This window comes from Streptomyces sp. NPDC043427, from assembly GCF_056436655.1.
Genome location: NZ_JBWKCC010000015.1, coordinates 32129 through 57076, shown reverse-complemented (window position 1 = coordinate 57076; position 24948 = coordinate 32129). Strand labels below are relative to the sequence as shown.

Below are 24948 nucleotides of genomic sequence, written 5' to 3'. Positions count from 1 at the left end.
GGGTCGCCGGGGGTGGGGTCCTTCTCGTTGTGCGTGTGGATCGCGGTCAGGTCACTCGGCCGCGGCCTTGCGGCGGCGCATCCACCACACCAGAGCCGCGCCCGCGGCGGCGAGGGCGGCGGCGGCGGAGACGATCAGGCCGACGGGGGTGTCGGAGCCGGTGTCGGCGAGGCCACCGTCCGGGTCCGGCTGGTTCGCCGGCGGCTGGGTGTTTCCGCCGGTCTGGGACGGGCCCGGGGCGGGCGTCGAAGGTGCCGGCGTCGGTGTCGGCGTCGACGGGTCGTCGCCCGGCCCGGTCGGCGTCGGGTCCGGCTCGGTCGGTGTCGGCGTCGGGTCCGGCTTGCCGTCACCGGCACGGCCCGCGGTGTTCCCGCCGAGGAACAGCAGGTTGTCGTTCTCGGCGTCGTCGGTCATGGCCTGGACGCTGATCTGCGTGGTGCGAGGCAGGTTGGGGTGCTCGGTACGGAAACGCGTGCTGGTGACGTTGCTCTTGGGCGCCTTGGAGAAGTCGACACCGCCGACGGTGATGACCCACACCTCCTGGCCCTTGGTGAGTTCGTACTTGAACTCACCCTCCTTGAAGATCTTGACGTACTTGTTGTAGACGTCGGTCTTCTTCCAGCCCTGGTGGGGAGCTCGCAGCGGCCACGACTTCACGTCGTTGCTGTTGATGATCTTGCGGTAGTCGGTGGGGGCCTGGGCGTCCTGGAGGCGCACCCACTCGGCGGCGACGCGGGCGGTGTAGACGCGGCGCAGGTCGGCGTACTCGGGGGCGGTGTTGATCCACTTCTCGACGAGCGGGACGACCGTGGCCTTCAGGACGCCCTCGTTGTGCTCGATCTCGGCCTTCGTCAGGTCGCAGCCCTCACCGCCACCCGGACCCGGAGTGTTGATGTCCATGGGCGCGGTCAGGAGCTTCAGCGGGGCGTCCAGGATGTAGATGCCGCCGTCCTGCTCGCGGACCTGCGCCGGCTTGGGCTCGATCCAGTTCCGGCCGGAGTGCAGGCAGGGCCACCCGTTGCGCTTGGCCAGGCCGTCCCATGCCCGCTTGCCCACGTCGGTCTTGGGGTCCATCGCCTTGAAGAAGTCGTGCTTGAGCTGGAGGTCGGCCTCCAGGAGAACACGCCCGGCGTCGGTGGACGCGAACTTCTCGTCCATGATCGTGTCGGGCTGGTCCGGGTTGAGGTTCACCCAGAACTTGTCCGGGGTGAGCGCGAGCCAGGTGAAGAAGGCGTCGGAGGACATGTCGGCCTTCGCCTGGCCGCCCCATCCGGGGTTGGACTCGGGGGCCTTGTTCGCGCTGAACGCGTAGTCGACGCCCTTGCCCTTGACGGGCTTTCCGACGTAGCGGAGTTCGAGGCTGGTGAAGTCGATGCCGCCCGGGGTGCGCACACGGTTGCCGCCCGGGTCGAGGGCGCGGGCCCGCTCCTGCTGCCGCTTCGCGTCCAGCGGGGTCGGGGCGGACCGGTTGACGTTGTCGGTCGCGCCGCCGCGGGACGAGGTGCCGGAGCCGGGCGGCGTGAAGGTGGTGTTCTTCTTGCTGTAATTGCCCGGGGTGTAGTCGGGCGTGCCGGTGGACACGTGCTTGTAGGTGGTCAGGCGTGCCCGGCCTCGGGAATCGCGTCCGAACTCCTCGCGGTACTGGCCCATGAGGCGCTTGGTGTCGTCCTCGAGCTGGTAGGCGCCGAAGGCGTAGCGCATCCGGAAGTCCTTGAAGCGCGGGTCCTGCATGAGGCCGCGGGTGGAGTTGTTCTGCCGGGAGTCGTGGGCGCCTCCGGCCTTGGCCTCCACGAACTCCTTGGTCTTGTAGTTGACCGCGTCCAGGCGTCGGATGACCTTCTTGCCGGTCCTGGGGTCGGTGACCTCGATCTCCTCCTCACAGATCCAGTCCGGCCCGAGCAGCTTCAGGTCCTGGACCAGCTTGCGGTGGAAGGCGTCGCCGCGCCGGTTGTTGGCGTAGGTGCCGATGTAGAAGTCGTCCAGGTACTCCTGGAACGAGGCGGCCTTGCGCTTGCCGAACTGCTGGTTGTTGTTGTACCGGGCGAACACCCGCTCGGGGGTGCCCTCCTTGTACTTCTTGTAGTCGGTGCCGATGCCGTCGAGGTACTTCTTCCGCTCGTCCGGGTCGGCGGGAAGGTGGTCGTTCAGGCCGTCCATGGCCTGACGCGGGTTGGAGTAGAGGTAGCTGTCCCAGTCCATCGCGGCCCGCACGTTGTCCCGGTCGTTCTCCCAGGGAAGGGAGCCGTCCGGTGCCGGGTCGCCGGTCAGGTCGAACAGTTCCTGGCACGGCTTGCCCTTGCGGGGCGGTCTGGCCTCGGCCTCGCCGGTCAACGAGGGCAGTCCTCCGGCGGTCATGACGCCCGCGCAGGCGAGCACGACCGCGATACGCAGCAATCTGCGCTCGCGACGCTTGGGTATGGGGTGGCTCACGTGGTTCTCCCGTGAGGGGCCCAGAAACAGATTCTGGAGTGCCGCTCGGCGGACCAGGGCCCCCGTGGTCGTTGGTCCCGCCGAGCCCACACACTAGGGGCCAACTTCACCTCCTCACACCGGAATCACGGTATGCACACGTCAACTCCGCCTGGAAGCCGGATCGTTACCGGCCCGGTGTCAGGCGTGCGTATGCTCCCGTGCCATGACCGGGAGTGAGATCAACGAGTGGACCGGCAACCCTCGCCTGCAGAACTGGCTTGCGGCGCGCCGGGCCGATTTCTCCACGTGGGAGCAGGAGACCGGCGAGCAGGAGACCGGCGGCGGATGGACCTTTCGCATGGAGTCCCTCGACCGCCTGGAACAGGCGATCCGGGACCGTTACTCCTCCTACGAGGAGGTCAAGGCCGCGGAGGCGGCGGATGAGCCGTGGCTGCAGGTGGCTTACTGGTACTTCGGTGAGGTGTTCGTTCGCTCCCACGGGTTCGAGTGGCAGCAGCGGCCCGGCGACGCCCCGGACGACAAGCCGTTCGTCATCCAGGCCGGGGGAACCGGCGGCATCGACGAGGAAGAGGGCGAGGAGCTGGCGGCCTGCAGCCCTGATGTCGAGATCCCGGCCCTGTTCCTGCGAGGCGAGGGCTTCCACCTTCGTGAAGTGCTGGCCGACTGGCTGTAGGCGCCCGGCCCCCGCGTCTGGGGATCGCGAGAACCACAGACCGTCCGCGAATCCTCTGACCTGGACGTTCTCACACTCTGTAGACGGTTATGGACCACCGTGGACGATGGGTAAACTCCGTACACGTGACTCCTGCGCCCGCCAAGCCCCGCATCCCGAACGTTCTCGCCGGACGGTACGCCTCCGCCGAGCTCGCCACGCTCTGGTCCCCCGAGCAGAAGGTGAAGCTGGAGCGGCGGCTCTGGCTCGCCGTGCTGCGGGCCCAGAAGGACCTCGGGATCGAGGTTCCCGACGACGCGCTCGCCGATTACGAACGCGTCCTCGACCAGGTCGACCTCGCCTCCATCGCCGAGCGCGAGAAGATCACCCGGCACGACGTGAAGGCGCGGATCGAGGAGTTCAACGACCTCGCCGGGCACGAGCAGGTCCACAAGGGCATGACGTCCCGCGACCTCACGGAGAACGTCGAGCAGCTGCAGATCCGCCTCTCCCTGGAGCTGGTCCGCGACCGTACGGTGGCCGTGCTCGCCCGGCTGGGCAAGCTCGCCGGTGAGTACGGCGAGCTGGTCATGGCCGGCCGCTCCCACAACGTCGCCGCGCAGGCCACCACCCTCGGCAAGCGCTTCGCGACCGCCGCCGACGAACTGCTCGTGGCGTACGGGCGGGTCGAGGAGTTGCTCGGCCGCTACCCGCTGCGCGGTATCAAGGGCCCGGTGGGCACGGCGCAGGACATGCTGGACCTGCTCGGCGGGGACGCGTCGAAGCTCTCGGAGCTGGAGCAGCGGATCGCCGACCACCTGGGCTTCTCGCAGGCGTTCACGTCGGTGGGCCAGGTCTACCCGCGCTCGCTGGACTACGAGGTCGTGACCGCGCTGGTGCAGCTGGCGGCCGCGCCGTCGTCGCTGGCGAAGACGATCCGGCTGATGGCGGGCCACGAGCTGGTCACCGAGGGCTTCAAGCCGGGCCAGGTCGGTTCCTCCGCGATGCCGCACAAGATGAACACGCGCTCCTGCGAGCGCGTCAACGGCCTGATGGTCATCCTGCGTGGGTACGCCTCGATGACGGGTGAGCTGGCGGGTGACCAGTGGAACGAGGGCGACGTGTCCTGCTCGGTGGTGCGCCGGGTCGCGCTGCCGGACGCGTTCTTCGCGCTCGACGGTCTGCTGGAGACCTTCCTGACGGTGCTCGACGAGTTCGGCGCCTTCCCGGCGGTCGTGGCCCGCGAGCTGGACCGCTACCTGCCGTTCCTCGCCACCACCAAGGTGCTGATGGGCGCGGTGCGCGCGGGTGTCGGGCGTGAGCTCGCGCACGAGGCGATCAAGGAGAACGCGGTCGCGTCCGCGCTGGCGATGCGCGAGCAGGGCGCCGAGCGCAACGAGCTGCTCGACAAGCTCGCCGCCGACGAGCGCATCCCGCTCGACCGCGCGCAGCTGGACGCCCTCATGGCCGACAAGCTGTCCTTCACGGGCGCGGCCGCCGACCAGGTCGGCGTCGTCGTCGGCCGTATCGAGGAGATCGTCAAGCGGCACCCGGAGGCCGCGGGCTACACCCCCGGAGCGATCCTCTGACGCGCTTCACCCCGGCGGAGCTGGAGGCCGCCCGCGACCGTCTCGTACCGGACGTCGTCGCGGACGGCCTCAGCGTGCTGTTCTGTGGCATCAACCCCGGCCTGATGACAGCGGCGACGGGTCACCACTTCGCCCGCCCCGGGAACCGGTTCTGGCCGGTGCTGCATCTGTCCGGCTTCACTCCGAGGCTCATGAAGCCCTCGGAGCAGCAGGAGTTGTTGTCGTACGGGCTCGGCATCACCAACGTGGTCGCGCGGGCCACGGCCCGGGCCGACGAACTCACGGCGGAGGAGTACCGGGAGGGCGGGCGGCGGCTCGCGCAGAAGGTGGCGCGGTTGCGGCCCCGTTGGCTGGCGGTCGTGGGCGTCACCGCTTACCGGGCCGCTTTCGATGACCGGAAGGCCCGTGTGGGGCCGCAGGAGCGGGTCATCGGGGGCACGCGCGTGTGGGTACTGCCCAATCCCAGTGGGCTGAACGCGCACTGGACGGCGGCGACGATGGCCGAGGAGTTCGCCCGGCTGCGGGAGTCGGCGCAGGAGTAGCCGGCTGTCAGGGCGGGTCTGTGCCGGTACCCGTCAGGGCGGGTCCATGTCGGTGACGACGAGGAGGAGTTGGATCTCGTCGTCAGGGTCGACGTCGGCCACGCCGAGAACCGCCCAACGGCCGTGCGCCCGCAGCTCCCAGAGGTAGGCGTCGGCCATGGTGAGGCTGAGCCGGGCCCAGGGTTCGGGTATCTCCTCCGTCGCCGTCCGCAGCCGTATCGTCTGCAGGCCGATGTGTTCCGGTGCGCCCCAGCCGTCGGCCAGGATCCGGGCCGCGTCCTCTCTGTCGTCGTGGAACCGCTCCGCCTCCGTGATCCGCTCCGCGGGGTCCTTGGCCGTGAGACCGACGCTCCTCGCCAGCTCGGCGGTGACGTACCTCTGCTGTGCCGGGAACGCCTGGGTGCCCAGCAGGTCGATCCCGGCGAGGTGCTGATCGGGGCTCATGCCTCCAGTAAACCGGCCACCTCTGACAATTGGTGAGGTGTCAGAAGGCCGTCGTGGTCAGGCGTCCCGGCGACGCAGGCTCCAGCCGCCGGCGAGCAGGGCGAGCGCCGTCCACAGCGCGGTCACCGCGAGGCCGGCCCACGGTCCCAGCGTTCCTTCGTGCCTCTCGTACAGGACGACCTGACCGGCCTTGTCGGGCAGGAAATCGGCGACGGTGCCGGTCGCGTCCCCGATCACGAACGAGACGACGAGGATGAACGGGATCAGCAGGGAAAGCGTGGCCGTCCCGCTGCGCAGCAGAGCCGCGAGGCCGGCCGCGAACAGTGCCATCAGCATGAGATACACCCCGCCCCCCACGACACCCCGCACCTGTTCACCGACCGTGAGTCCGCTCGCCGCCTCGCCGAGACCGGCCCGTGCCGCGATGAGGGCGGCGAGGGTGGTGGCCAGTCCCACGACGAGGGCCGGTACGGCGATGGCGGTCACCTTCGCGGCGAACCACCGTCCCCGGCGCGGCGTCGCGGCGAGCGTCAGCCGGAGCGCGCCCCCGGAGAACTCCGACGCCACGGCCATGGCACCGAACGAGACGGCGGCGATCTGGCCGGGGATGATCCCGGACAGCGCCATGAACAGCGGGTCGAAACCGGGGTCGGAGGTGTCCGAGGCTCCGGCGAGCGCGGAGAACGCCGTGGTCGCGGCGAACACCGCCAGCAGCGCGCCGCACAGGGAGCGCAAGGTACGGATCTTGATCCACTCCGAGTGGAGAGCGGGGGCGAACATCATCGTCGGGCCTCCTGGGGAAGGGCGGTGAACTCGGTTTCCGTCGTCGTCAGGTCGAGGTAGGCCTGCTCCAAGGTGCCCTCTTCGGCAGCCAGTTCGAGAAGGGGCAGGCCCGCGCCGGACGCCAGTCGGCCGATGTCGTCCACGCGCGCGTGCTGCACGGTCCAGTGGCCGTCCTCGTGTCGCTCGGCGTGCAGACCGTGCCGGGCGAGGAGGTCCTCCAGCGCGGGGACGTCCGTCGTGCGGATCCGGACGCGCGGCTGCACGCGCGCGTCGATGAAGTCCCGCATCGGCGTGTCGGCGAGCAGTCGGCCGCGACCGAGGACGACGAGGTGGTCGGCGAAGGAGGCGGTCTCGTTCATGAGATGACTGGAGACCAGGACCGTGCGGCCCTCCCCCGCGAGCCGGCGCAGCAACTGTCGGATCCAGATGATGCCTTCGGGGTCGAGGCCGTTGGAGGGCTCGTCGAGCAGGACCACCTCGGGGTCGCCGAGCAGGGCGGCGGCGATGCCCAGCCGTTGGCGCATGCCCAGGGAGTACGTCCTCACCCTGCGCCGCGCGGCCGGTGCCAGGCCGGTCTCCTCCAGCACCTCCTCGACCCGGCGGACGGGGATACGGTTGCTCGCCGCGAGGGCGCGCAGATGGTCGCGGCCGGTGCGCGAGCCGTGCGCGGCCTGTGCGTCGAGCAACGCCCCGACGTGGCGCAGGGGTTCGCTCAGGGTGGCGTAGGGGCGGCCGCCGATCGTGGCGGAGCCCGAGGTCGGCCGGTCGAGGCCGAGCACGAGCCGCATGGTGGTGGACTTTCCGGCGCCGTTCGGGCCGAGGAAGCCGGTGACGCGGCCGGGGAGGACACGGAACGTGAGGTCGTCCACGGCTCGTCGGGTGCCGTACTCCTTGGTGAGGTCCTGGACGTCGATGCTGGTCATGGCAGCAGCGTGGCCGGTGGAGCGGGAGCCGGGCCTCCCCCGCGGGTGGAGACCGCCTCCCCCGTGCGGGGGAGGTCCGTTGTCGGTGGCGGGTGCCACGATGGCGCCATGGCCCGCTTCCTGCGCCCGCTGCTTCGGGGGACGACGTACACGCGCTTGCTGCACCTGTGGGTGCCGATGCTCATCGTCAGCGTGTGGCTGTTCATCGACATGTCCAAGCCGTGGGTGCCCGCGCTCGTCCTCGTTCCGCTGGGGCTGCTGGTCCCGGGCGTGCGCAAGGGCGAGGGCGTGCAGGCACAGCTGCTGCTGACGCCCGGTGAGGAGGACTCGGGCATCTCCACGATCCCGTCGGCGACGTGGCGCGACCGGTTCCGCACCATGCTGTGGCTGGAGGCCCGCATGGCCCTGTCCGTGGCCGCCGGCTACGCCACCGTGTGGCTGCCGGTCCTCACCGTGGACCTGACCGGGGCCGCCCTGGGGCATGTCCCCGATGACAATCCGCTGCTGTCCGTCTCGGAGCCGCACTGGGCGTACGCCCTCCTCGCCCCGCTGCCACTGATCGCGCTGTACGCCACGGTCGTCGGCCTGGGCGAGTTGGTCACCACCCTCGCGCGTCGGCTGCTCGGCCCCTCCGCCGCAGAGCGCCTCGCCACGCTGGAGGAGCGCACCGAGCAGTTGCTCGAACGCACCCGCATCGCTCGCGAGTTGCACGACTCCATCGGTCACGCGCTGACCGTCGCGGTCGTGCAGGCGGGCGCCGCACGGGCGGCCGGCGACCCCGCGTTCACCGAGCGCGCCCTGGGTGCCATCGAGGAGACCGGGCGGGCGGCCCTGGAGGACCTGGAACGGGTGTTGGGCATCCTGCGCGAGTCGGAGCGGCCGGTGAGCAACCGGCCGACGCTGACGGACGCCGACCGGCTGCTGGAGTCCGCGCGGGCCTCGGGGGCGAAGGTCGACGCCGATCTCGCGGGGCCGCTGGAGACCGTCCCCGGCCCGGTGTCCAGGGAGGGCTACCGCATCCTGCAGGAATCGCTGACCAACGTGCTGCGGCACGCGGGATCCGTCCCCGTCCGGGTCCGCATCGAAGTCGCCGAGGACTCCCTCGCCCTGGAGGTCCGCAATCCGCTCACCGCCGACATACCCGGGCCCGGCCGGGGCAGCGGTCTGCGCGGGATACGGGAACGCGCGGCCCTCCTCGGCGGCCGCGCGCACACCGGCCCGCACGAGGGTGACTGGCAGGTGCATGTCGAGCTGCCGTTGGGTTGATCTAGGCTGACCGGATGCCGGTCACCGTTCTCCTCGTCGACGACGAACCCCTGGTCCGCGCGGGTCTGCGGGCCGTGCTCGAGGCGCAGCCCGACATCGAGGTCGTCGGGGAGGCCGCCGACGGGGCCGCGGTGATCCCGCTGGTCCGGCAGCTGCGGCCCGACGTGGTCGCCATGGATGTACGCATGCCGCTCCTCGACGGGATCGAGGCCACGCGCGCGGTGCTGCGGACGGTGGACGATCCGCCGAAGATCGTCGTCGTGACGACCTTCGAGAACGACGAGTACGTGTACGAGGCGCTGCGCGCGGGCGCCGACGGGTTCCTGCTGAAGCGGGCCCGGCCCGCCGAGATCGTGCACGCTGTGCGGCTGGTCGCCGAGGGCGAGTCGCTGCTGTTCCCCGCGTCCGTTCGGCGGCTGGCGGCGGAGTACGGCGACGACGGGGGCAACCGCGCGGCCCGGGACCTGCTGGAGCGGGCCCGGTTGACCGAGCGCGAGGCCGAGGTGCTGCGGCTGATGGCGCGCGGGCTGTCGAACGGGGAGATCGCGGCCCGGCTGGTCGTCGGGGCGGAGACGGTGAAGTCACATGTGAGCTCGGTCCTCGCGAAGCTGGGGGCCCGGGACCGCACACAGGCGGTGATCACGGCCTACGAGTCGGGGTTCGTGGCACCGGGCTGATCCGGCGGACGGCAGTCAGCCGCCGGCCGTGGGCGGGCTGCCATCTGCGGACAGGTGACCCATCGCACTCGCCGGGAGTTCACCGTGCCGAGTACGATCCGCCCCACACGCGCACGAGCTGGGAGGACGGACGTTGGGGCGGTTGACCGGCGGGGATCCCTCGCTGCTGCGCAGGATCAACTCCGCGGTGGTGCTGCACGCGCTGCGTGCCACGGACTGCGCCACGCTGACGGAGGTCACGCGAGTGACCGGGCTGTCCCGGCCGACCGTCGAGGGGGTCGTCGAGGACCTCATCGCGGCCGGTCTCGTGGTCGAGAAGGCGGCCGAGGAGGGTGCTGCCCGGCGCCAGGGACGGCCCGCGCGCCGGTTCCGGTTCCGTGCGGAGGCGGGGCATCTGCTGGGCCTGGAGATAGGGGCGCACCGCGTGGCCGCGCTCCTCGCCGACCTGGACGGCAGGGTGCTGGGCTCGCAGGCCAGGGACGTGGACGAGACGGCGTCGGCGGACGACCGTCTGGAGCGGCTGCGCACCACGGTCACCGAGCTGTTGCGCCGGGCCGGGGTGCCACGCGGCTCCCTGCGGGCGGTGGGCGTCGGCACGCCGGGGATCGTCGAGGCGGACGGAACGATACGGCTGGGCACCGCGCTGCCCGAGTGGACGGGGCTGCGGCTGGGCGAGCGGCTGAGTCGCTCCTTCAAGTGCCCGGTGCTCGTGGAGAACGACGCCAACGCAGCCGCCGTCGCCGAGCACTGGAAGGGCTCGGCCAGCGAGTCCGACGACATCGTGATGGTGCTGGCCGGGCTCAGCCCGGGTGCGGGTGCGCTGATCGGGGGGCGGCTGCACCGGGGGTACGGCGGGGCGGCCGGCGAGATCGGCGCGCTGCACCTGCTGGGCCGCGAGGTGACCCCGGAGACGCTGCTGTCCACCACGGACGAGCCGCTGCATCCGCTGGACGAGCAGGCGGTCGCCAAGGTCTTCGCGCAGGCCCGCGAGGGTGACCAGCGGGCCCGGGCCGCCGTCGACCGCTTCCTCCAGCGGCTCGTGCACGACGTGGCGGCGCTGGTCCTCGCCCTCGACCCGGAGCTGGTCGTCGTCGGCGGCTGGGCGGCCGGACTGGACGGCGTACTGGAGCCACTGCGGCAGGAGCTGTCGCGCTACTGCCTGCGCCCCCCGAGGGTGACCCTGTCCCTCCTCGGCGAGGCCGCGGTCGCGACGGGCGCGCTGCGGCTGGCCCTCGACCATGTCGAGGAGCAGCTGTTCGCGGTGGAGGGTACGGTCACGGCCCGCCGCTGATCCGCCACACCGCTGGGCGGTGTGGCGGTGCGGCGGTGCGTCGTTCAGGACGCCCGGCGTTCCGGACCGTGGTGGATCTCGACGCCGCCGGACGCGCCGAACGTGAGGCGGCAGGTGTCCGCGCGGTACGTGGCCACGGAGAGCGCGGCGGTGCGGCCCTCGGCGAAGAATCGGGTCGTGACGACCAGGACGGGCGCCCCGGGGAGCCGGTCGAGCTCCTTCGCGTCGTCCGCGCGGGCCGAGCCGAGCTCCACGGCGCGGTCCTGTCCTTCCAGCTCCAGGCGCTGCAGCTCGCGCAGGACGGAGCGCGCGCGGGCCGCCGCGGACGGCGCGTCGATGGCGGAGAGGTCGGGCACGGACGCCTGGGGGACGTAGAGCAGCTCGGCGGCGACGGGCTGGCCATGGCTCATCCGGGAGCGGCGCACGGTGTGCACGGCCTCCTCACGGCCGGTCTCCAGCGCTGCGGCGACGGCCGCCGGCGGGACCGCCACGGCGCAGTCGGCGGGCTGCCAAGCGTCGCCGGCCGCCCCCGGCCAGTCGTGCGACTCCGTGCCCACGGCCACGCCCATGCGCGGCGGGGCGACGGTCGTGCCGACTCCGCGACGGCGCTGGAGCCTGCCTTCCAGTTCGAGCTGTTCCAGGGCTTGGCGGAGTGTCGCGCGGGCGACGCCGAAGCGGGCGGCGAGATCGCGCTCGTTGGGCAGGATCTCGCCCACCGTGAACTCCGATTCCAGTGCCTCGCTGAGCACGGTCCTGAGATGCCAGTACTTCGGTTCCGGCACCGTCTCCAACTGCGTGGTCCCCACCCTGTCCTCCGCAATCGCCGTGATCCGGCGGCGTTTTAGCGCCCTTGTTTATTAAAGGTTGTTGCACTTATCTGCGACCATAAGGCGGCCCTCACCCTTGGTCAAGACCAATGCTTGATGGCCACGGCGCACCCCGGGAGGTGCGCGGGAAACGTTCACGAGGCGTTCGTACGGGCCGCGTCACGCGGCCAGCGACCGCAGCTTGTCGGGGTTGCGGATGATGTAGACGGACTGGATGCGGCCGTCCGCGATGTCGAGCTGGAAGACGGAGTCCGGCTTGCCCCCGGACAGGGCCAGCACGGCAGGACCGCCGTTGATCTCCAGGAAGCGCACCGACAGATCCGGGACGCCCGAGTTCGCCACGGCCGCGAGGAAGCGGCCCACCTTGTCGGCGCTCTCCAGCACCCGTAGCGGCGCCTTCGCCCGGCCACCGCTGTCGCCCACGAGCCGGGCGTCCGGGGCGAGCAGTGCCATGAGGCCTTCCAGGTCACCCTCCACGGCGGCGGCCAGGAACCGTTCGGTCAGTTCGCGACGCTGGGCGGGGTCGACGTCGTAGCGCGGGCGTCGCTCGTCGACGTGTTTGCGGGCCCGTGCACCCAGCTGGCGTACGGCGGGCTCGGCACGTTCGAGCATGGCGGCGATCTCCGCGTACGGGAATCCGAACGCCTCCCTCAGGACGAACACCGCCCGTTCGAGTGGTGACAGCGACTCGAGGACGACGAGGACGGCGAGGGAGACGGAGTCGGCGAGTACCGCGCGCTCCGCGGTGTCGGGGACGGCGTCCCCGAAGTGGGTGACGTACGGCTCGGGCAGCCAGGGGCCGACGTAGGCCTCGCCCCGCTCCTTGATCCGGCGCAGGCGGTCCAGGGCGAGGCGGGTGGTGACACGGACCAGGTAGGCGCGGGGTTCGCGGACCTCGCTCCGGTCGGCGGCGGACCAGCGCAGCCAGGCGTCCTGGATTACGTCCTCGGCGTCGGCCACGCGTCCGAGCATGCGGTAGGCGACGCCCATGAGGACGGGTCGGTGTGTTTCGAAGACATCGGTCGCGGTGTCGGCGGTCACGGCTTCATCCCATCCGACGCGCCCCGTCGTGTCCAGGCGAAGCGTGGCGTTCCGACCCAGAATGGCCGGGAAGCCGGGGTGGCCCGGGGAACAGGAGGAGACGCATGCGGTACGCGGTGCTTGGCACGGGCGAGGCCGGCCGTACGCTCGGCGGGAAACTGGTGGAGGTGGGCCACCAGGTGACGCTGGGCTCGCGCACCGGGGACAACCCCGTGGCCGTGGACTGGGCCCGCGACGCGGGCGACCGGGCGGACGCCGGGACGTTCGCGGCGGCGGCCGCGGGCGCCGAAGTGGTCGTGAACGCCGTGGGCGGCCGGGTGGCGCTCGCCGCGCTGCAGGCCGCGGGGGCGGAGAACCTCGCCGGGAAGGTCGTCGTCGACGTCTCCAACCCCCTCGCGTTCGAGGACGGGGAGCTGCGGCTGTCGCCCGTGGACTCGGACAGCGTGGGCGAGCAGATCCAGCGGGCGTTCCCGGACGCGCGCGTGGTGAAGGCCCTCAACACGGTGAACTGCCGGGTCATGGTGGCCCCGGACAAGGTGCCGGGCGACCACAACCTGTTCGTGTGTGGTGAGGACGCGGACGCCAAGGAGCAGGTGACCGCGCTCCTCGGGGAGTTCGGCTGGCCGCGCGAGCGCGTGCTCGACCTGGGTGGCATCCAGGCGGCGCGCGCCATGGAGATGGTGCTGCCGCTGTGGCTCCGCCTGTTCCAGGGCTTCGGGCACGGGGAGTTCAACTTCGAGGTGCGGCGGGCGCGGTAAGTGGGGGCTACCCGTCGGTAGCAATTGCTGACAAGCTGTCTTGCGCGCGTGCGCCGACGAGTCGGCGAAGCGGCGAACCGGCGAGTCCCATACGAGGAGCACCCATGTCCGACACCGTCTCCTTCAAGGTCCCCTCCTCCCACGGCCCGCAGGGCGTGACCGTGTCCTACGCGCGCGTGGGCACCGGCGACCCGCTGCTCCTGTTGCACGGCATCGGCCACCACCGGCAGGCCTGGGACCCGGTGGTGGACATCCTCGCCGCCGAACGCGACGTGATCGCCGTGGACCTTCCCGGGTTCGGTGCCTCGCCCGGCCTGCCGGAGGGGCTCGCCTACGACCTGCCCACGACGACCGCTGTGTTCGGCGCGTTCTGCGAGGCACTGGGGCTCGAACGGCCGCACGTGGCGGGCAACTCGCTGGGCGGCCTGCTGGCCCTGGAACTCGGCCGCGAGAGGCTCGTACGGTCCGTCACGGCCCTGTCGCCGGCCGGTTTCTGGTCCCAGGCCGAACGGCGCTACGCCTTCGGCGTCCTGCTCGCGATGCGCCACATCTCCCGACGGCTGCCGCTGCCCCTGGTGGAGCAGCTCTCGCGCTCCGCGGCCGGCCGCACGGCACTGACGAGCACGATCTACGCCCGTCCTGCGCGCCGTTCACCCGAGGCCGTGGTCGCCGAGACGCTCGCGCTGGCGCAGGCCACGGGGTTCGACCAGACCCTGCGGGCCGGCGCCACCGTCCAGTTCACCGACGCCGTCGCCGGGCTCCCCGTCACCGTGGCCTGGGGCACCAGGGACATGCTGCTCGTACGCCGCCAGGGCATCCGCGCCAAGCGGATCATCCCCCAGGCCCGCCTGGTCCGCCTCCCCGGCTGCGGCCACTGCCCCATGAACGACGACCCGGCCCTGGTCGCCCGCGTCATCCTCGACGGCAGCCGCGAGACGCTCCGCTAGTGCCGTGACCGGAAAGGTTCGCCGGGAAGCTCGCGGCGGCGGGGCCCTCCCGCGCGAGCGAAGCCGAGCGTGGGAGAGCCGTGCCGGGCGCCGGGCGCCGGTGGACCTTTCCGGTCACGGCACTGGATCGCGCGTATGGCGGATCACGTCGGAGGAAGGCAGCGGCGCCTCATCGGCGGACGTGCGCTCGGGGCACGTCGCAGGGTGCCGGAGCCACGGCTCAGGGCCGTCGCTCGGCGCCTCGCGCGGCGCCGTTGTCAGGAGTCCCGGAGCCGCGCGGGTGCTCTGCGGGTCCCCCGAGCCCGACAACCCCAGCCCCCGACGCCGGACCCCGCCGCAACACCCCCGACCCCAATGCCACCCCGGCCCCCACCAGTGCGCTGCCCGCCACCTGTGCCACCCCGTAGGAGCCCGTTCCGACGAGCGGGGCGGTGCAGGCCGCTGCGACGGGGATGAGGCCGGAGAAGAGGGTGGCGCGTTCGGCGCCGATGTGTTGCATGCCCATGTACCAGCAGACGAAGCCGATGACGGTGACGACGGCCGCCTGCCAGAGCAGCGCGGCGGTCTCGCCGGCGTCGGGGAGCCGGAGCCATCCGGCGCCGTCGATGAGGAGGCCGGTCGCCGCCGACTCGACCGCGGCGATGCCGCACACCGTGGCTGACAGCAGCCGGGGCCCGAGGGACCGCAACGCCGGCACCGCGAGGACCGCGAAGCCGACCTCGCCGGCCAGCGCGCACGCCGAGAAGGCGATGCCGGCACCGTCCGTGCGCCCCCACCCCTGGACCACACAGGCGCCGATGGCGACGACCAACGCCCCGTACAGGACGACGCGTTGAGGGTGGCGGCCGTCCAGGAGAGGCACCACCACGGCCACGATCACGGGCGCGCAGCCGACGAAGACACCCGGCACCGCCGGTTCCGCGGAGCGCTCCGCCGCGAGCACGGCAAGGTTGAAGCCGACCATGCCGACGGCCGCGAGCAGGGCCAGGCGGGCCCACTGGCGCGGCGCGAGGGTCCGCAGCCGGGCCTTCGCCTCGCCACGGACCAGCGGGAGGAGCAGGAGCCAGGCCAGACCGTAGCGCAGGGCCTGGCCGCCCGCGTAGGGGTAGTCGCCGAGGACGCTGTTGGCGGTGAAGGACGCGCCGACGAGGACGCAGGCGAGCGCGGCGAGGAGGGCTCCGCGCGTGGTGGTGGCGTTCATGATGGCGACGCTAGGAAGCGCGGCGGTCCGGTTTAAGGTCCACTCCCATGACGTCATCGGGGACCAATCCGGCCGGCGGCTCCCCCTCCGCCGCGTGGGAAGTGCTTCTGCCCGCCGCCTCGGCACCCGCACGCGCGCGTGGCCGCTCACTCCAGGCGGCCCTGCGCGAGGCGATCCGCGCGGGTCGGCTCGCTCCGGGCACCCGGCTGCCGTCGAGCCGGGACCTCGCCGCCGACCTGGGCGTGTCACGCGGCCTGGTCACGGAGGCGTACGAGCAGCTCACGGCGGAGGGGTACCTGCGCAGTGGCCGCGGCGCGGGGACCTGGGTGGGCGGTGCGGTACGGGCCGCACCCGCACGCGCGCGTGACCTTGCCCCGCGTTCCCCCGGCGCCCACGCCGACTTCGTACCCGGAACGCCGGACCTGTCGCTGTTCCCGCGCGCGGCCTGGGCCGCCGCCCAGCGGGCGGTACTGAACGGGCTGCCGCATCACGAACTGGGCTACCCCGATCCGCGCGGCCTGCCCCGGCTGCGCACCGCTCTGGCCGAACTCCTCGCCCGGCGCCGGGGCGTGGTCGCCGATCCGGAGCGGATCGTGGTCGTCTCCGGAGTGGCCCAGGCGGCCACGCTGCTCGGATTCGCCCTCCACGCGCGCGGGATCCGTACCGTCGGCGTCGAGGACCCGGGCAGCCCGCAGCACAGCGACCTGTACGCCTCGGCCGGCGTCAAGGCCGTACCGCTGCCCCTGGACGACCAGGGGGTCGCGGTCGGTCCGCTGACGGGTTCGGGCGTACGGGCGGTGGTGACGACCCCCGCGCACCAGTTCCCGACCGGCATCGCCTACTCGGCGCCGCGCCGCACCGAACTGCTCGACTGGGCGCGCTCGGTGGACGGATTCGTCTTCGAGGACGACTACGACGGCGACTTCCGCTACGACCGCGCCCCGGTCGGCGCACTCCAGGGCCTCGACCCGCAACGGGTGGCGTACGCCGGGTCGGTGAGCAAGTCCCTCGCGCCGGGACTGCGGCTGGGCTGGCTGCTGGTGCCCGAGGCGTTGGCGGACGAGGTCGTCGAGCGCAAGCGGACGATGGATCTCGGCCACCCCACTCTCGACCAGGCACTGTTCGCCCGCTTCCTGGAGCGCGGCGACTACGACCGCCAACTGCGCCGCTGCCAGCGCGCCTACCGCGAACGGCGCGACGCCCTCGTGGACGCCCTGGCGGAGTACTTCCCCGGCGCGGCGGTGTCCGGGATCGCGGCGGGACTGCATGTCATCGCCACGCTGCCGGAACGGTACGGCCCGCACGCAGGCTTTCTCCCGCGTGTGGAGGCGGCGGGGATCGCGGTGCGCCCGCTGGAGGCGTACCTGCACGCGCGTGTGCCCGACGACGGGGACGCTCCCGTACGCCTGGTCCTGGGATACGCGCACCTGTCGCCGGCACGGATACGGGACGGAGTGCGCCTGATGGCGGGGGCCGCGGGCGGCTGACGCCCCCTCGCCAGGCGCACGTTCCTCGGTCAGTTGTTCACCTTCGGTTTCCGTCCGCGCCGCGACGCCCCAGTAGGTGTGGCAGTGCACACTGGCCGGTTCCCGTCCCTGGAGGCGCACCCCATGTCACACCGTCCGATCCCGGGCCGCCGCAGCGTTCTGCGCGGCTCGCTGGCCGCGTCGGCGGCCCTCACCGTGCCCGTCGGCCTCGGCGCGGCACCGGCGTTCGCCCTCTCGGGGCGCCCCCAGGCCGGCTGGGGCGTGCAGACCGGGGACGTGACGACCGACTCCGGTCTCGTGTGGGTGCGCTCCGACCGCCCGGCCCGGATGATCGTCGAAACGTCGGCGACGGAGTCCTTCCGCAACGCGCACAGATGGCACGGCCCGCTCCTCGGCGCGGACACCGACTTCACCGGCACGACCCGGCTGCGCGGACTGCCGGCCGGCGAGCAGATCCACTACCGTGTCCTGCTCGCGGACCCGGACGACCCGCGCCGCACGGGCGAGCCGGTCACCGGCACCTTCCGGACCGCGTCCGCGAGGCGGCGCGACGGCGTGCGGTTCGTCTGGTCCGGCGACCTCGCCGGGCAGGGCTGGGGCATCAACCCCGAGATCGGCGGCTACCGGATCTACGACGCGATGGCCGCCGTGGACCCGGACTTCTTCCTGTGCAGCGGTGACAACATCTACGCCGACGGCCCTCTCACCGAGACCGTGACCCTGCCCGACGGGCGGACCTGGCGGAACATCACCACCCAGGAGAAGGCGAAGGTCGCCGAGACGCTGGCGGAGTTCCGTGGCAACTTCCGCTACAACCTGCTGGACGAGAACCTGCGGGCCTTCAACGCCCGGGTCCCCTCCATCATCCAGTGGGACGACCACGAGGTCACCAACAACTGGTTCCCGGGTGAGATCTTCGCCGACACCCGCTACACCGAGAAGAACGTCGACGTGCTCGCCGCCCGCGCCCGGCAGGCGTTCTCGGAGTACTTCCCGATCTCGACGCTGCGCCGCCCCGACGGCCGGGTCTACCGGGTGCAGAAGTACGGCCCGCTCCTCGACGTCTTCGTCCTGGACATGCGCACGTACCGCAACGCCAACTCACCCGACAACCAGACCACCGACCCGGTGGGCATCCTGGGCCGCGAGCAGCTGGAGTGGCTCAAGCGTGAGCTGGCCCGCTCCCGCGCGGTCTGGAAGGTCATCGCCTCCGACATGCCGCTCGGCCTGGTCGTGCCGGACGGCACCGACGGCAAGCCGAACATCGAGGCGGTCGCGCAGGGCGACCCCGGCGCGCCGCTCGGCCGCGAACTCCAGATCGCCGAACTGCTGCGCTTCATCAAGCACCGGCGGATCACCGGCACGGTATGGCTCACGGCGGACGTCCACCACACCTCCGCCCAGCACTACGACCCGTCGCGGGCCGCGTTCAAGGACTTCGAGCCGTTCTGGGAGTTCGTCTCCGGTCCGCTCAACGCGGGCGCCTTCCAGGCGAACGCGCTGGACGGCACCTTCGGCCCGGACCGCGTCTTCGTCAAGGCGCCGACCAAGGCCAATGTCTCGCCCGCCGAGGGGTACCAGTTCTTCGGCGAGGTCGACATCGACGGCGACAGCGGGGAGCTGACGGTCCGGCTGCGCGAGCAGGACGGCACCGTACTGTTCACGCAGGTGCTGCAGCCGGGGCGGGTCGGTCAGTAACTCCCGTAGCCTTGACGGTGCCGCGTACCGGCGTCATCCCGCGGTACGCGGCACAACCGTCAAAAGGGAAACAAAAAGGGCAGAAGCACGCTTTACCCATCAGTCACAAACCGTTCGTGATCACGCAACACCCTTCCTTCACAGTGGGCGTATGACTGAAGGCATGTCCGATGTGACCCTGCTCCTGATCTCGACCGTCGTCCTGGCCGCCACGGCGGGCTCCTTCACATGGTGGTCACGCCGCCACGGCCACGCCCCTCCGAAGAGCGATACCAGTGCCCGGCCCCCGGCCGGGGAGAGCGGACTGTGGCGGATGCGCACGACGGTGAAGGACGAACCGGGATCGCTGGCCGCGCTGTGCACGGCCCTCGCCGGCCACCGTGTCGACATCCTGAGCCTCCAGACACATCCGCTCGGCGCGGACACCGTCGACGAGTTCCTGCTGCGCGCCCCTGGCGGACTCGCGGCCGACGAGATCGCACGCACGGTGTCGCTGGCGGGCGGCACCGGCACCTGGATCGAGCGGGCCGACGCCCACGACCTGGTGGACGCGCCGACCCGGGTGCTGGGCCTTGCCACCCGAACCGCGCTGGACGCGGCGGAACTCCCGCTAGCCCTACGGCAGTTGCTCGGGCGGTGCACGATCCGCTCACTGCCCGCGCAGCCCCCGGGCGGCGGCCGCGGCACGGACGGTGTGCCGGTGGAGGGAGTCCTGGAGGACACCGTGATGCGGCTGCGGGCGCCGGAAGGCGGAGTGATCACCGTGGAGCGGCCGTATCTGCCGTTCACCCCGACCGAGTTCGCGCGGGCGCGCGCCCTGGTCGAGTTGGACGCCCGCCTCGGCCCGCGCGTCCCGCGCAGCCACGACGTGCTGACGCTGCCCGAGGGCAACGACATCACCATCCGCCGGGCCGACACCGGCGACCTCGAGGCGGCGAAGGCGATGCACGAGCGCTGCTCCGCGCGCACCCTCGGGATGCGCTACCACGGTCCCGTCGGTGACACGGACCGCTACCTCGGTCATCTGCTCAGCCCGCGTTTCGGCCGCACCCTCGCGGCGCGGACCGCCTCCGGCCGGGTCGTCGCACTCGGCCATCTGCTGTGGGACGGCGACGAGACGGAGGTCGCACTCCTCGTCGAGGACGAATGGCAGCGGCGCGGTCTCGGCGGCGAAATCCTCTCCCGGCTGGTCGCGATGGCCGTGGAGGCGAACTGCGCGAGCGTGTACGCCGTGACACAGTCGTCCAACACCGGCATGGTCGCCGCGATGCGCGGCCTCGGCCTGCCCCTCGACTACCAGATCGAAGAGGGCACCCTCGTCGTCACGGCCCGTCTGGACACCGCGGCGGTCGGCTCCGGGCAGCCGTCCGACCAGCTCTCGGAACGGTTCGTACGGGACTGAGCTCAACCGCGAGACACCGGCTGCCGCACTCCCAACGCCCCGTCCAGGTCGGCCCACAGGTCCTCGACGTCCTCCAGGCCCACCGACAGCCGCAGCAGCCGGTCGCTCACCCCGGCACTCCTGCGGTCGTCCGCGTCGACGATGCGGTGGCTGATCGAGGCCGGGTGCTGGATGAGGGTGTCGACGCTGCCGAGGCTCACGGCAGGGGTGATCAGGCGGACACCGCCGATGACCTCGTGCGGGTCGCCGGCCACCTCGAAGGCGATCATCGCGCCGCCGATGCGCGGATAGTGGACGCGGGTGACGCGCGGGTCGGCGGCGAGCCGGCGGGCGAGCTCGGCGGCGTTCGCAGAAGCGGCCCGCACCCGGACCGGCAGCGTCGAAAGGCCCCGCAGCAGCAGGTATCCGGCCAGCGGATGCAGCACCCCGCCGGTGGCGAACCGCACCTGCCGCAGCCGCCCGGCGAACTCCTCGTCGCAGGCCACCACCCCCGCCATCACGTCCCCGTGGCCCCCGAGGTACTTGGTGGCGCTGTGCAGCACCAGCCGCGCGCCCTGCTCGGCGGGACGCTGGAGCACGGGAGTGGCGAAGGTGTTGTCCGCGAGCAACGGCACGCTGCCACAGGCGTGGGCGACGGCCCTCAGGTCGACTTCGGCCAGGGTCGGGTTGGCCGGGGACTCGACCATCACCAGGCCGGTGTCCGGGCGCAGCGCGTCCGCGATCCCGGCCGGGTCGGTCCACGTCACCTCCGAGCCGAGCAGCCCGGCGGTCAGCAGGTGGTCGCTGCAGCCGTACAGCGGGCGTACGGCCACGACATGGCGCAGGCCGAGGGAGGCCCGTACGAGGAGGACCGCGGTCAGCGCGGCCATGCCGCTGGCGAACGCGACCGCGCTCTCGGTGCCCTCCAGACGGGCCAGGGCCGTCTCGAAGCGGGCGACGGTCGGGTTGCCCAGGCGGCCGTAGACCGGCGGGCCGTCCGGCTCGGCGCCGGTGGTGGCGAAGGCGTCGATGCGCGCGGCCTCGCCCCGGCTGTCGTAGGAGGGGTAGGTGGTGGACAGGTCGATCGGCGGGGCGTGCAGGCCCTGCTCGGCCAGGTCGTCCCGCCCGGCGTGCACGGCCTCGGTGGCCAGTGCGCGGGGTGCTCTCACCGTGGTGCGGCGTACCTCGTCGTACACGTGCGTGCTCGCTGAGTCCATGGTCGGAAAGGGTGAACACCGACCGGGTCACATCGGTGGAGTGACGTGTTACGTTCGGCCGATGACCGAATCCGTCGTACTGGATCCGGTGGATCTCCAGCTGCTGCGGCTGCTGCAGAACGACGCCCGGACGACCTACCGTGACCTCGCCGCCCAGATCGGGGTGGCGCCGTCGACCTGCCTGGACCGCGTGACCCGGCTGCGCCGGGCCGGCGTGATACTCGGGCATCGGCTGCGGGTCGATCCCGCCAAACTGGGCCGTGGATTGCAGGCGTTGCTGTCCGTGCAGGTCAGGCCGCATCGGCGGGAGTTGGTCGGGCCGTTCGTGGAGCGGATCCGGGCGCTGCCGGAGGCGCGGACCGTCTTCCACCTGACGGGGCCCGACGACTACCTCGTCCATGTCGCGGTCGCGGACATGGTGGACCTGCAACGGCTGGTCCTGGACGAGTTCACCGCACGGCGGGAAGTGGCCCGCGTGGAGACCCGGTTGATCTTCCAGCAGTGGGAGTGCGGACCGCTGCTGCCACCCGCTACGCCGTCGGCGCAATCCGGGTGACGGCCGCGGCCCCTCGTACGAGGATGGTCCGCATGTCAGAGACCAACAGCCCGCTGCCCCGTGAGGTCGCCGACGCCTACGTCGACGAGCTCATCGCCCTTGATCCGGTCACCGGCACCTACCTCGGCGTACGGGAGAGTTCGAGCCGTCTCCCCGACCTCTCGCCGGCCGGTCAGGAGGCCCTCGCCGAGCTGGCGCGGACGACCCTCGCGCGGCTCGACGAGGCGGAGCGCCGGCCCGGCGCGGACAGTGACATCGAGCGCCGCTGCGCGCGCCTGCTGCGCGAGCGGCTCACCGCGGAACTCGCCGTGCACGAGGCCGAGGAGAGCCTGCGCGCGGTCGGCAACATGGCCACGCCGGCCCACCACGTGCGCGAGGTGTTCACGGTGACGCCCACGCAGACGGACGAGGACTGGGCGGCGATCGCCGAGCGGCTGCGCGCGGTGCCTGCCGCGCTGGCGGGCTACCGCGCGTCCCTGGCGCTCGGCCTGGAGCGCAAGCTGTTCGCGGCGCCGCGCCCGACCGCCACGTTCGTCGAGCAGCTCTCCGAGTGGGCGGACACCGACGGGTCCGGCCGCGGCTGGTTCGAGGACTTCGCGTCCGCCGGACCCGAGTCGCTGCGTGCCGAGCTGGACGAGGCCGCCCGTACGGCGACCGCGGCCGTCGTGGAGCTGCGGGACTGGATGCGTGCGGTGTACGTGCCGGCGATCGAGGGCGCGCCGAACACGGTCGGGCGGGAGCGCTACGCCCGCTGGGCGCGCTACTTCAACGGTACGGACCTCGACCTGGACGAGGCGTACGCGTACGGCTGGGCCGAGTACCACCGCCTTCTCGGCGAGATGGAGAAGGAGGCCGAGAAGGTCCTTCCCGGCGCCGCCACGCCGTGGGTGGCGCTCGCGCACCTCGACGAGCACGGCCGGAACATCGAGGGCGTGGACGAGGTCCGGGAGTGGCTGCAGGGCCTGATGGACCAGGCCATCGAGTCCCTCGACGGCACCCACTTCGACCTCGCCGAGCGGGTGCGGAAGGTGGAGGCGTGCATCGCGCCGCCCGGTGGCGCGGCGGCCCCGTACTACTCGCCGCCGTCGGAGGACTTCTCGCGGCCCGGCCGCACTTGGCTTCCGACGATGGGCCAGACCCGGTTCCCGGTCTACGACCTCGTCTCGACCTGGTACCACGAGGGCGTCCCCGGTCACCACCTCCAGCTCGCGCAGTGGGTGCACGTGGCGGGGAACCTCTCCCGCTACCAGGCCACCGTCGGCATCGTCAGCGCCAATGCCGAGGGCTGGGCGCTGTACGCGGAGCGGCTGATGGACGAGTTGGGCTTCCTCACGGACGCGGAGCAGCGGCTCGGCTATCTGGACGCGCAGATGATGCGGGCGGTTCGCGTGATCGTCGACATCGGCATGCACCTGGAGCTGGAGATCCCGGCCGACTCCCCCTTCCACCCGGGCGAGCGCTGGACTCCGGAGCTGGCCCAGGAGTTCTTCGGCGCGCACAGCAGCCGTCCGGCGGACTTCGTGAAGAGCGAGCTGACCCGCTACCTCACGATCCCTGGCCAGGCCATCGGCTACAAGATCGGCGAGCGGGCCTGGCTGCTGGGCCGGGAGAAGGCGCGCGAGCGCCACGGCGACGCGTTCGACCTGAAGGCCTGGCACATGGCGGCGCTGTCGCAGGGCTCGCTGGGCCTGGACGACCTGGTGGACGAGCTGGCCGCGCTCTGATCGACCGGCTGTTCGGCCGATCAGCCGGTCGATCAGCCGGTCAGCGCCGGAACCCGCCCTCCGAGTCGATCACCTGCCCCGTGATCCAGCCCGCCTCGTCCGTCGCCAGCCAGGCGATGAGGCGGGCCGGGTCGTCGGGCATGCCCCACCGGCCGGCGGGGAAGCGGGCGGCGACGCCCGCATAGGTCTCGCCGGTCAGGTAGTCGGTGTCCACGGGACCGGGGTTGACCGTGTTCACCGTGATGCCGTGCTCGGCGAGCGTGGTCGACAGGGAGCGGGTGATCGAGGCGAGGGCGCCCTTCTGGAGGGCGTAGGCGATCTCGCCCGGCATGCCGCCCGCGATGTCCTGCCCGGACGTCATCATCACCACGCGCCCACCCGGCTCGGGCGCCGCGGCGGTACGCGCTTTGGCGTACGCCTGTACGAGCAGCAGCACCGAGCGGGTGTCGACGGCCCAGTGGGCGTCGAGCATCGCCGCGTCGATCTCGTCGAGGGTGCCGTCGGAGCCGCTGAGGGCGTGGTTGGCGACGAGGATGTCGAGCCGTCCGCCGAGTGCCGAGGCCGCGGTGGCGACGAGTTCGGCGGGCACCGCCGGGTCGGACAGGTCGCCGGGTCCCGCGACGACGAGCGCGTCGGGGTCGCCCTGTGCCGCGCGGACGGACGCGGTCACGTCCTCGGGCCGGTCGGCGCCCCAGGGCATCGCGGCGTCGTGCGGCACGTGGTGGTGCAGATACACACTCGCCCCGTACGCGACGAGCCGCCGCGCCACCGCGTGCCCGATCCCGGCCCGTCTGCTCGCCCCGGTGACCAGCGCGGTCCGGCCGCGCAGGGGCAGGGGTTCGCGGCGGAGGTCTTCGGGGGCGGGGGGCGGGAGGAGGGGCATGGGCACCCATGATGGGCCGCGGGCGCGGGCGACGCACTTGTTTTTCACGGCGCCCGCGCGTCGGCTCAGTCCCCGGCTCAGTCCGCCAGCTTCCTTATCTGCACCAGTCCCAGCCAAGTCTCCGGCCCCGGCTGTACGTTGGCCGCGCGGACGGCGTAGTGGCCGGGGGCCAGGGCGACTTTGACATGGTCGGCGCGGGTGGAGTCGTTGCCCGGCCAGGCGGCGTCGAACAGGAGCACCGGGCCGGGGACGCTCCAGCGCACCTCCGGCTCCCACAGTGCCGTCTCCAGCGCGGTCGGCACCTGGGCGAGGAGTTCCTCCTCGGAGTCGGCGGCGGCCCACCGCACGAACGTGCCGTGGTCCGGGAGGTACGTGGTGGAGGCCGGTTCGTCGCCGAACACGAGCGCCGCGCTGTCCCCGACGGGCAGCAGCCCGATGAAGCCGTCCACCTCGCAGGCCCGGTCGTAGTCCGAGGCCGTCTCCTCCCCGTCGGCGCCCGCCCAGAACGGCAGCACCGCCTCGGGTACCGCAATGAGCGGCCCGCCGCCCGACTCCACCCATTCCGCCGCGCCCGGTTCCGCGTATCTCACCATGGCGCAAAAACCTACAGGCGAGGGGGCCGCACATC

23 protein-coding genes are annotated in these 24948 nt (G+C 72.1%); 13 read left to right on the top strand and 10 right to left on the bottom strand.

Features of this window, described 5'->3' with window-relative positions; all coding sequences use genetic code 11:
* Window positions 1-51 precede the first annotated feature (51 nt).
* The gene (locus tag AC067M_RS23595) at window positions 52-2430 is read right to left on the bottom strand and encodes a hypothetical protein (protein ID WP_478698990.1); all 2379 of its coding nucleotides are present in this window, start codon (window positions 2428-2430) and stop codon (window positions 52-54) included.
* A gap of 205 nt (window positions 2431-2635) precedes the next feature.
* Here AC067M_RS23595 and AC067M_RS23590 point away from each other — a divergent pair, with 205 nt between their 5' ends.
* The 3 genes from AC067M_RS23590 (at window position 2636) to mug (ending at window position 5216) form a co-directional block, all read left to right on the top strand.
* Window positions 2636-3106: a hypothetical protein gene (locus tag AC067M_RS23590; RefSeq protein WP_478698989.1), complete on the top strand. Its 471-nt coding sequence runs from the start codon at window positions 2636-2638 to the stop codon at window positions 3104-3106.
* A 125-nt stretch (window positions 3107-3231) separates the two neighbouring features.
* The gene (gene purB, locus AC067M_RS23585) at window positions 3232-4674 is read left to right on the top strand and encodes an adenylosuccinate lyase (RefSeq protein WP_478698988.1); all 1443 of its coding nucleotides are present in this window, start codon (window positions 3232-3234) and stop codon (window positions 4672-4674) included.
* The gene (gene mug, locus AC067M_RS23580) at window positions 4671-5216 is read left to right on the top strand and encodes a G/U mismatch-specific DNA glycosylase (RefSeq protein WP_478699114.1); all 546 of its coding nucleotides are present in this window, start codon (window positions 4671-4673) and stop codon (window positions 5214-5216) included. Before purB ends, mug begins: the two co-directional genes overlap by 4 nt.
* A gap of 33 nt (window positions 5217-5249) precedes the next feature.
* Here mug and AC067M_RS23575 read toward each other — a convergent pair whose 3' ends face one another.
* The 3 genes from AC067M_RS23575 to AC067M_RS23565 are packed head-to-tail and all read right to left on the bottom strand — an operon-like array spanning window position 5250 to window position 7366.
* Window positions 5250-5660, bottom strand: a complete 411-nt coding sequence (locus AC067M_RS23575; protein ID WP_478698987.1) for a hypothetical protein — start codon at window positions 5658-5660, stop codon at window positions 5250-5252.
* 57 nt (window positions 5661-5717) lie between these two features.
* Window positions 5718-6443 (bottom strand): ABC transporter permease, encoded by a 726-nt coding sequence (locus AC067M_RS23570; RefSeq protein WP_478698986.1) that lies wholly within the window; start codon window positions 6441-6443, stop codon window positions 5718-5720.
* A complete protein-coding gene (locus AC067M_RS23565; RefSeq protein WP_478698985.1) occupies window positions 6440-7366 on the bottom strand; it encodes an ATP-binding cassette domain-containing protein in 927 nt (308 codons plus the stop codon). Before AC067M_RS23565 ends, AC067M_RS23570 begins: the two co-directional genes overlap by 4 nt.
* A gap of 108 nt (window positions 7367-7474) precedes the next feature.
* Here AC067M_RS23565 and AC067M_RS23560 point away from each other — a divergent pair, with 108 nt between their 5' ends.
* The 3 genes from AC067M_RS23560 to AC067M_RS23550 all read left to right on the top strand — a co-directional run bounded on the left by AC067M_RS23560 (window position 7475) and on the right by AC067M_RS23550 (window position 10600).
* Window positions 7475-8632 (top strand): sensor histidine kinase, encoded by a 1158-nt coding sequence (locus tag AC067M_RS23560; protein WP_478698984.1) that lies wholly within the window; start codon window positions 7475-7477, stop codon window positions 8630-8632.
* A gap of 14 nt (window positions 8633-8646) precedes the next feature.
* Complete coding sequence (locus AC067M_RS23555; RefSeq protein ID WP_478698983.1) at window positions 8647-9309, top strand: response regulator transcription factor; 663 nt, start codon at window positions 8647-8649, stop codon at window positions 9307-9309.
* Between the two features lie 133 nt (window positions 9310-9442).
* A complete protein-coding gene (locus tag AC067M_RS23550; RefSeq protein WP_478698982.1) occupies window positions 9443-10600 on the top strand; it encodes an ROK family transcriptional regulator in 1158 nt (385 codons plus the stop codon).
* Between the two features lie 44 nt (window positions 10601-10644).
* On the opposite strand, the gene AC067M_RS23545 is transcribed toward AC067M_RS23550, so the two are convergent.
* Both AC067M_RS23545 and AC067M_RS23540 read right to left on the bottom strand, forming a co-directional pair.
* Complete coding sequence (locus AC067M_RS23545) at window positions 10645-11406, bottom strand: GntR family transcriptional regulator (RefSeq protein WP_478698981.1); 762 nt, start codon at window positions 11404-11406, stop codon at window positions 10645-10647.
* Between the two features lie 180 nt (window positions 11407-11586).
* Complete coding sequence (locus AC067M_RS23540) at window positions 11587-12468, bottom strand: RNA polymerase sigma-70 factor (protein WP_478698980.1); 882 nt, start codon at window positions 12466-12468, stop codon at window positions 11587-11589.
* A 104-nt stretch (window positions 12469-12572) separates the two neighbouring features.
* On the opposite strand from AC067M_RS23540, the gene AC067M_RS23535 reads away from it, so the two are divergent.
* The gene (locus AC067M_RS23535) at window positions 12573-13226 is read left to right on the top strand and encodes an NADPH-dependent F420 reductase (protein WP_478698979.1); all 654 of its coding nucleotides are present in this window, start codon (window positions 12573-12575) and stop codon (window positions 13224-13226) included.
* Window positions 13227-13330: 104 nt separating this feature from the next.
* Window positions 13331-14173, top strand: coding sequence for an alpha/beta fold hydrolase (locus AC067M_RS23530; RefSeq protein WP_478698978.1), 843 nt, complete (start codon window positions 13331-13333; stop codon window positions 14171-14173).
* A 220-nt stretch (window positions 14174-14393) separates the two neighbouring features.
* On the opposite strand, the gene AC067M_RS23525 is transcribed toward AC067M_RS23530, so the two are convergent.
* Window positions 14394-15374 (bottom strand): DMT family transporter, encoded by a 981-nt coding sequence (locus AC067M_RS23525; RefSeq protein ID WP_478698977.1) that lies wholly within the window; start codon window positions 15372-15374, stop codon window positions 14394-14396.
* 47 nt (window positions 15375-15421) lie between these two features.
* On the opposite strand from AC067M_RS23525, the gene pdxR reads away from it, so the two are divergent.
* The 3 genes from pdxR (at window position 15422) to AC067M_RS23510 (ending at window position 19961) form a co-directional block, all read left to right on the top strand.
* On the top strand, window positions 15422-16861 hold the full coding sequence (pdxR, locus tag AC067M_RS23520) for a MocR-like pyridoxine biosynthesis transcription factor PdxR (RefSeq protein WP_478698976.1): 1440 nt from the start codon (window positions 15422-15424) through the stop codon (window positions 16859-16861).
* Between the two features lie 123 nt (window positions 16862-16984).
* Complete coding sequence (locus tag AC067M_RS23515) at window positions 16985-18559, top strand: alkaline phosphatase D family protein (protein ID WP_478698975.1); 1575 nt, start codon at window positions 16985-16987, stop codon at window positions 18557-18559.
* Between the two features lie 151 nt (window positions 18560-18710).
* A complete protein-coding gene (locus tag AC067M_RS23510) occupies window positions 18711-19961 on the top strand; it encodes a GNAT family N-acetyltransferase (protein ID WP_478698974.1) in 1251 nt (416 codons plus the stop codon).
* A gap of 2 nt (window positions 19962-19963) precedes the next feature.
* Here AC067M_RS23510 and AC067M_RS23505 read toward each other — a convergent pair whose 3' ends face one another.
* Window positions 19964-21157, bottom strand: coding sequence for a trans-sulfuration enzyme family protein (locus AC067M_RS23505; RefSeq protein ID WP_478698973.1), 1194 nt, complete (start codon window positions 21155-21157; stop codon window positions 19964-19966).
* A gap of 61 nt (window positions 21158-21218) precedes the next feature.
* On the opposite strand from AC067M_RS23505, the gene AC067M_RS23500 reads away from it, so the two are divergent.
* Both AC067M_RS23500 and AC067M_RS23495 read left to right on the top strand, forming a co-directional pair.
* Complete coding sequence (locus AC067M_RS23500; RefSeq protein WP_478698972.1) at window positions 21219-21713, top strand: Lrp/AsnC family transcriptional regulator; 495 nt, start codon at window positions 21219-21221, stop codon at window positions 21711-21713.
* 32 nt (window positions 21714-21745) lie between these two features.
* Entirely contained in the window at window positions 21746-23437 is a 1692-nt protein-coding gene (locus AC067M_RS23495; protein WP_478698971.1) for a DUF885 domain-containing protein, read from the top strand.
* A 40-nt stretch (window positions 23438-23477) separates the two neighbouring features.
* On the opposite strand, the gene AC067M_RS23490 is transcribed toward AC067M_RS23495, so the two are convergent.
* Together AC067M_RS23490 and AC067M_RS23485 are read right to left on the bottom strand one after the other, a co-directional pair.
* Entirely contained in the window at window positions 23478-24320 is an 843-nt protein-coding gene (locus AC067M_RS23490) for an SDR family oxidoreductase (protein ID WP_478698970.1), read from the bottom strand.
* A gap of 77 nt (window positions 24321-24397) precedes the next feature.
* Window positions 24398-24913, bottom strand: a complete 516-nt coding sequence (locus AC067M_RS23485) for an immunity 21 family protein (protein ID WP_478698969.1) — start codon at window positions 24911-24913, stop codon at window positions 24398-24400.
* Window positions 24914-24948 lie beyond the last annotated feature (35 nt).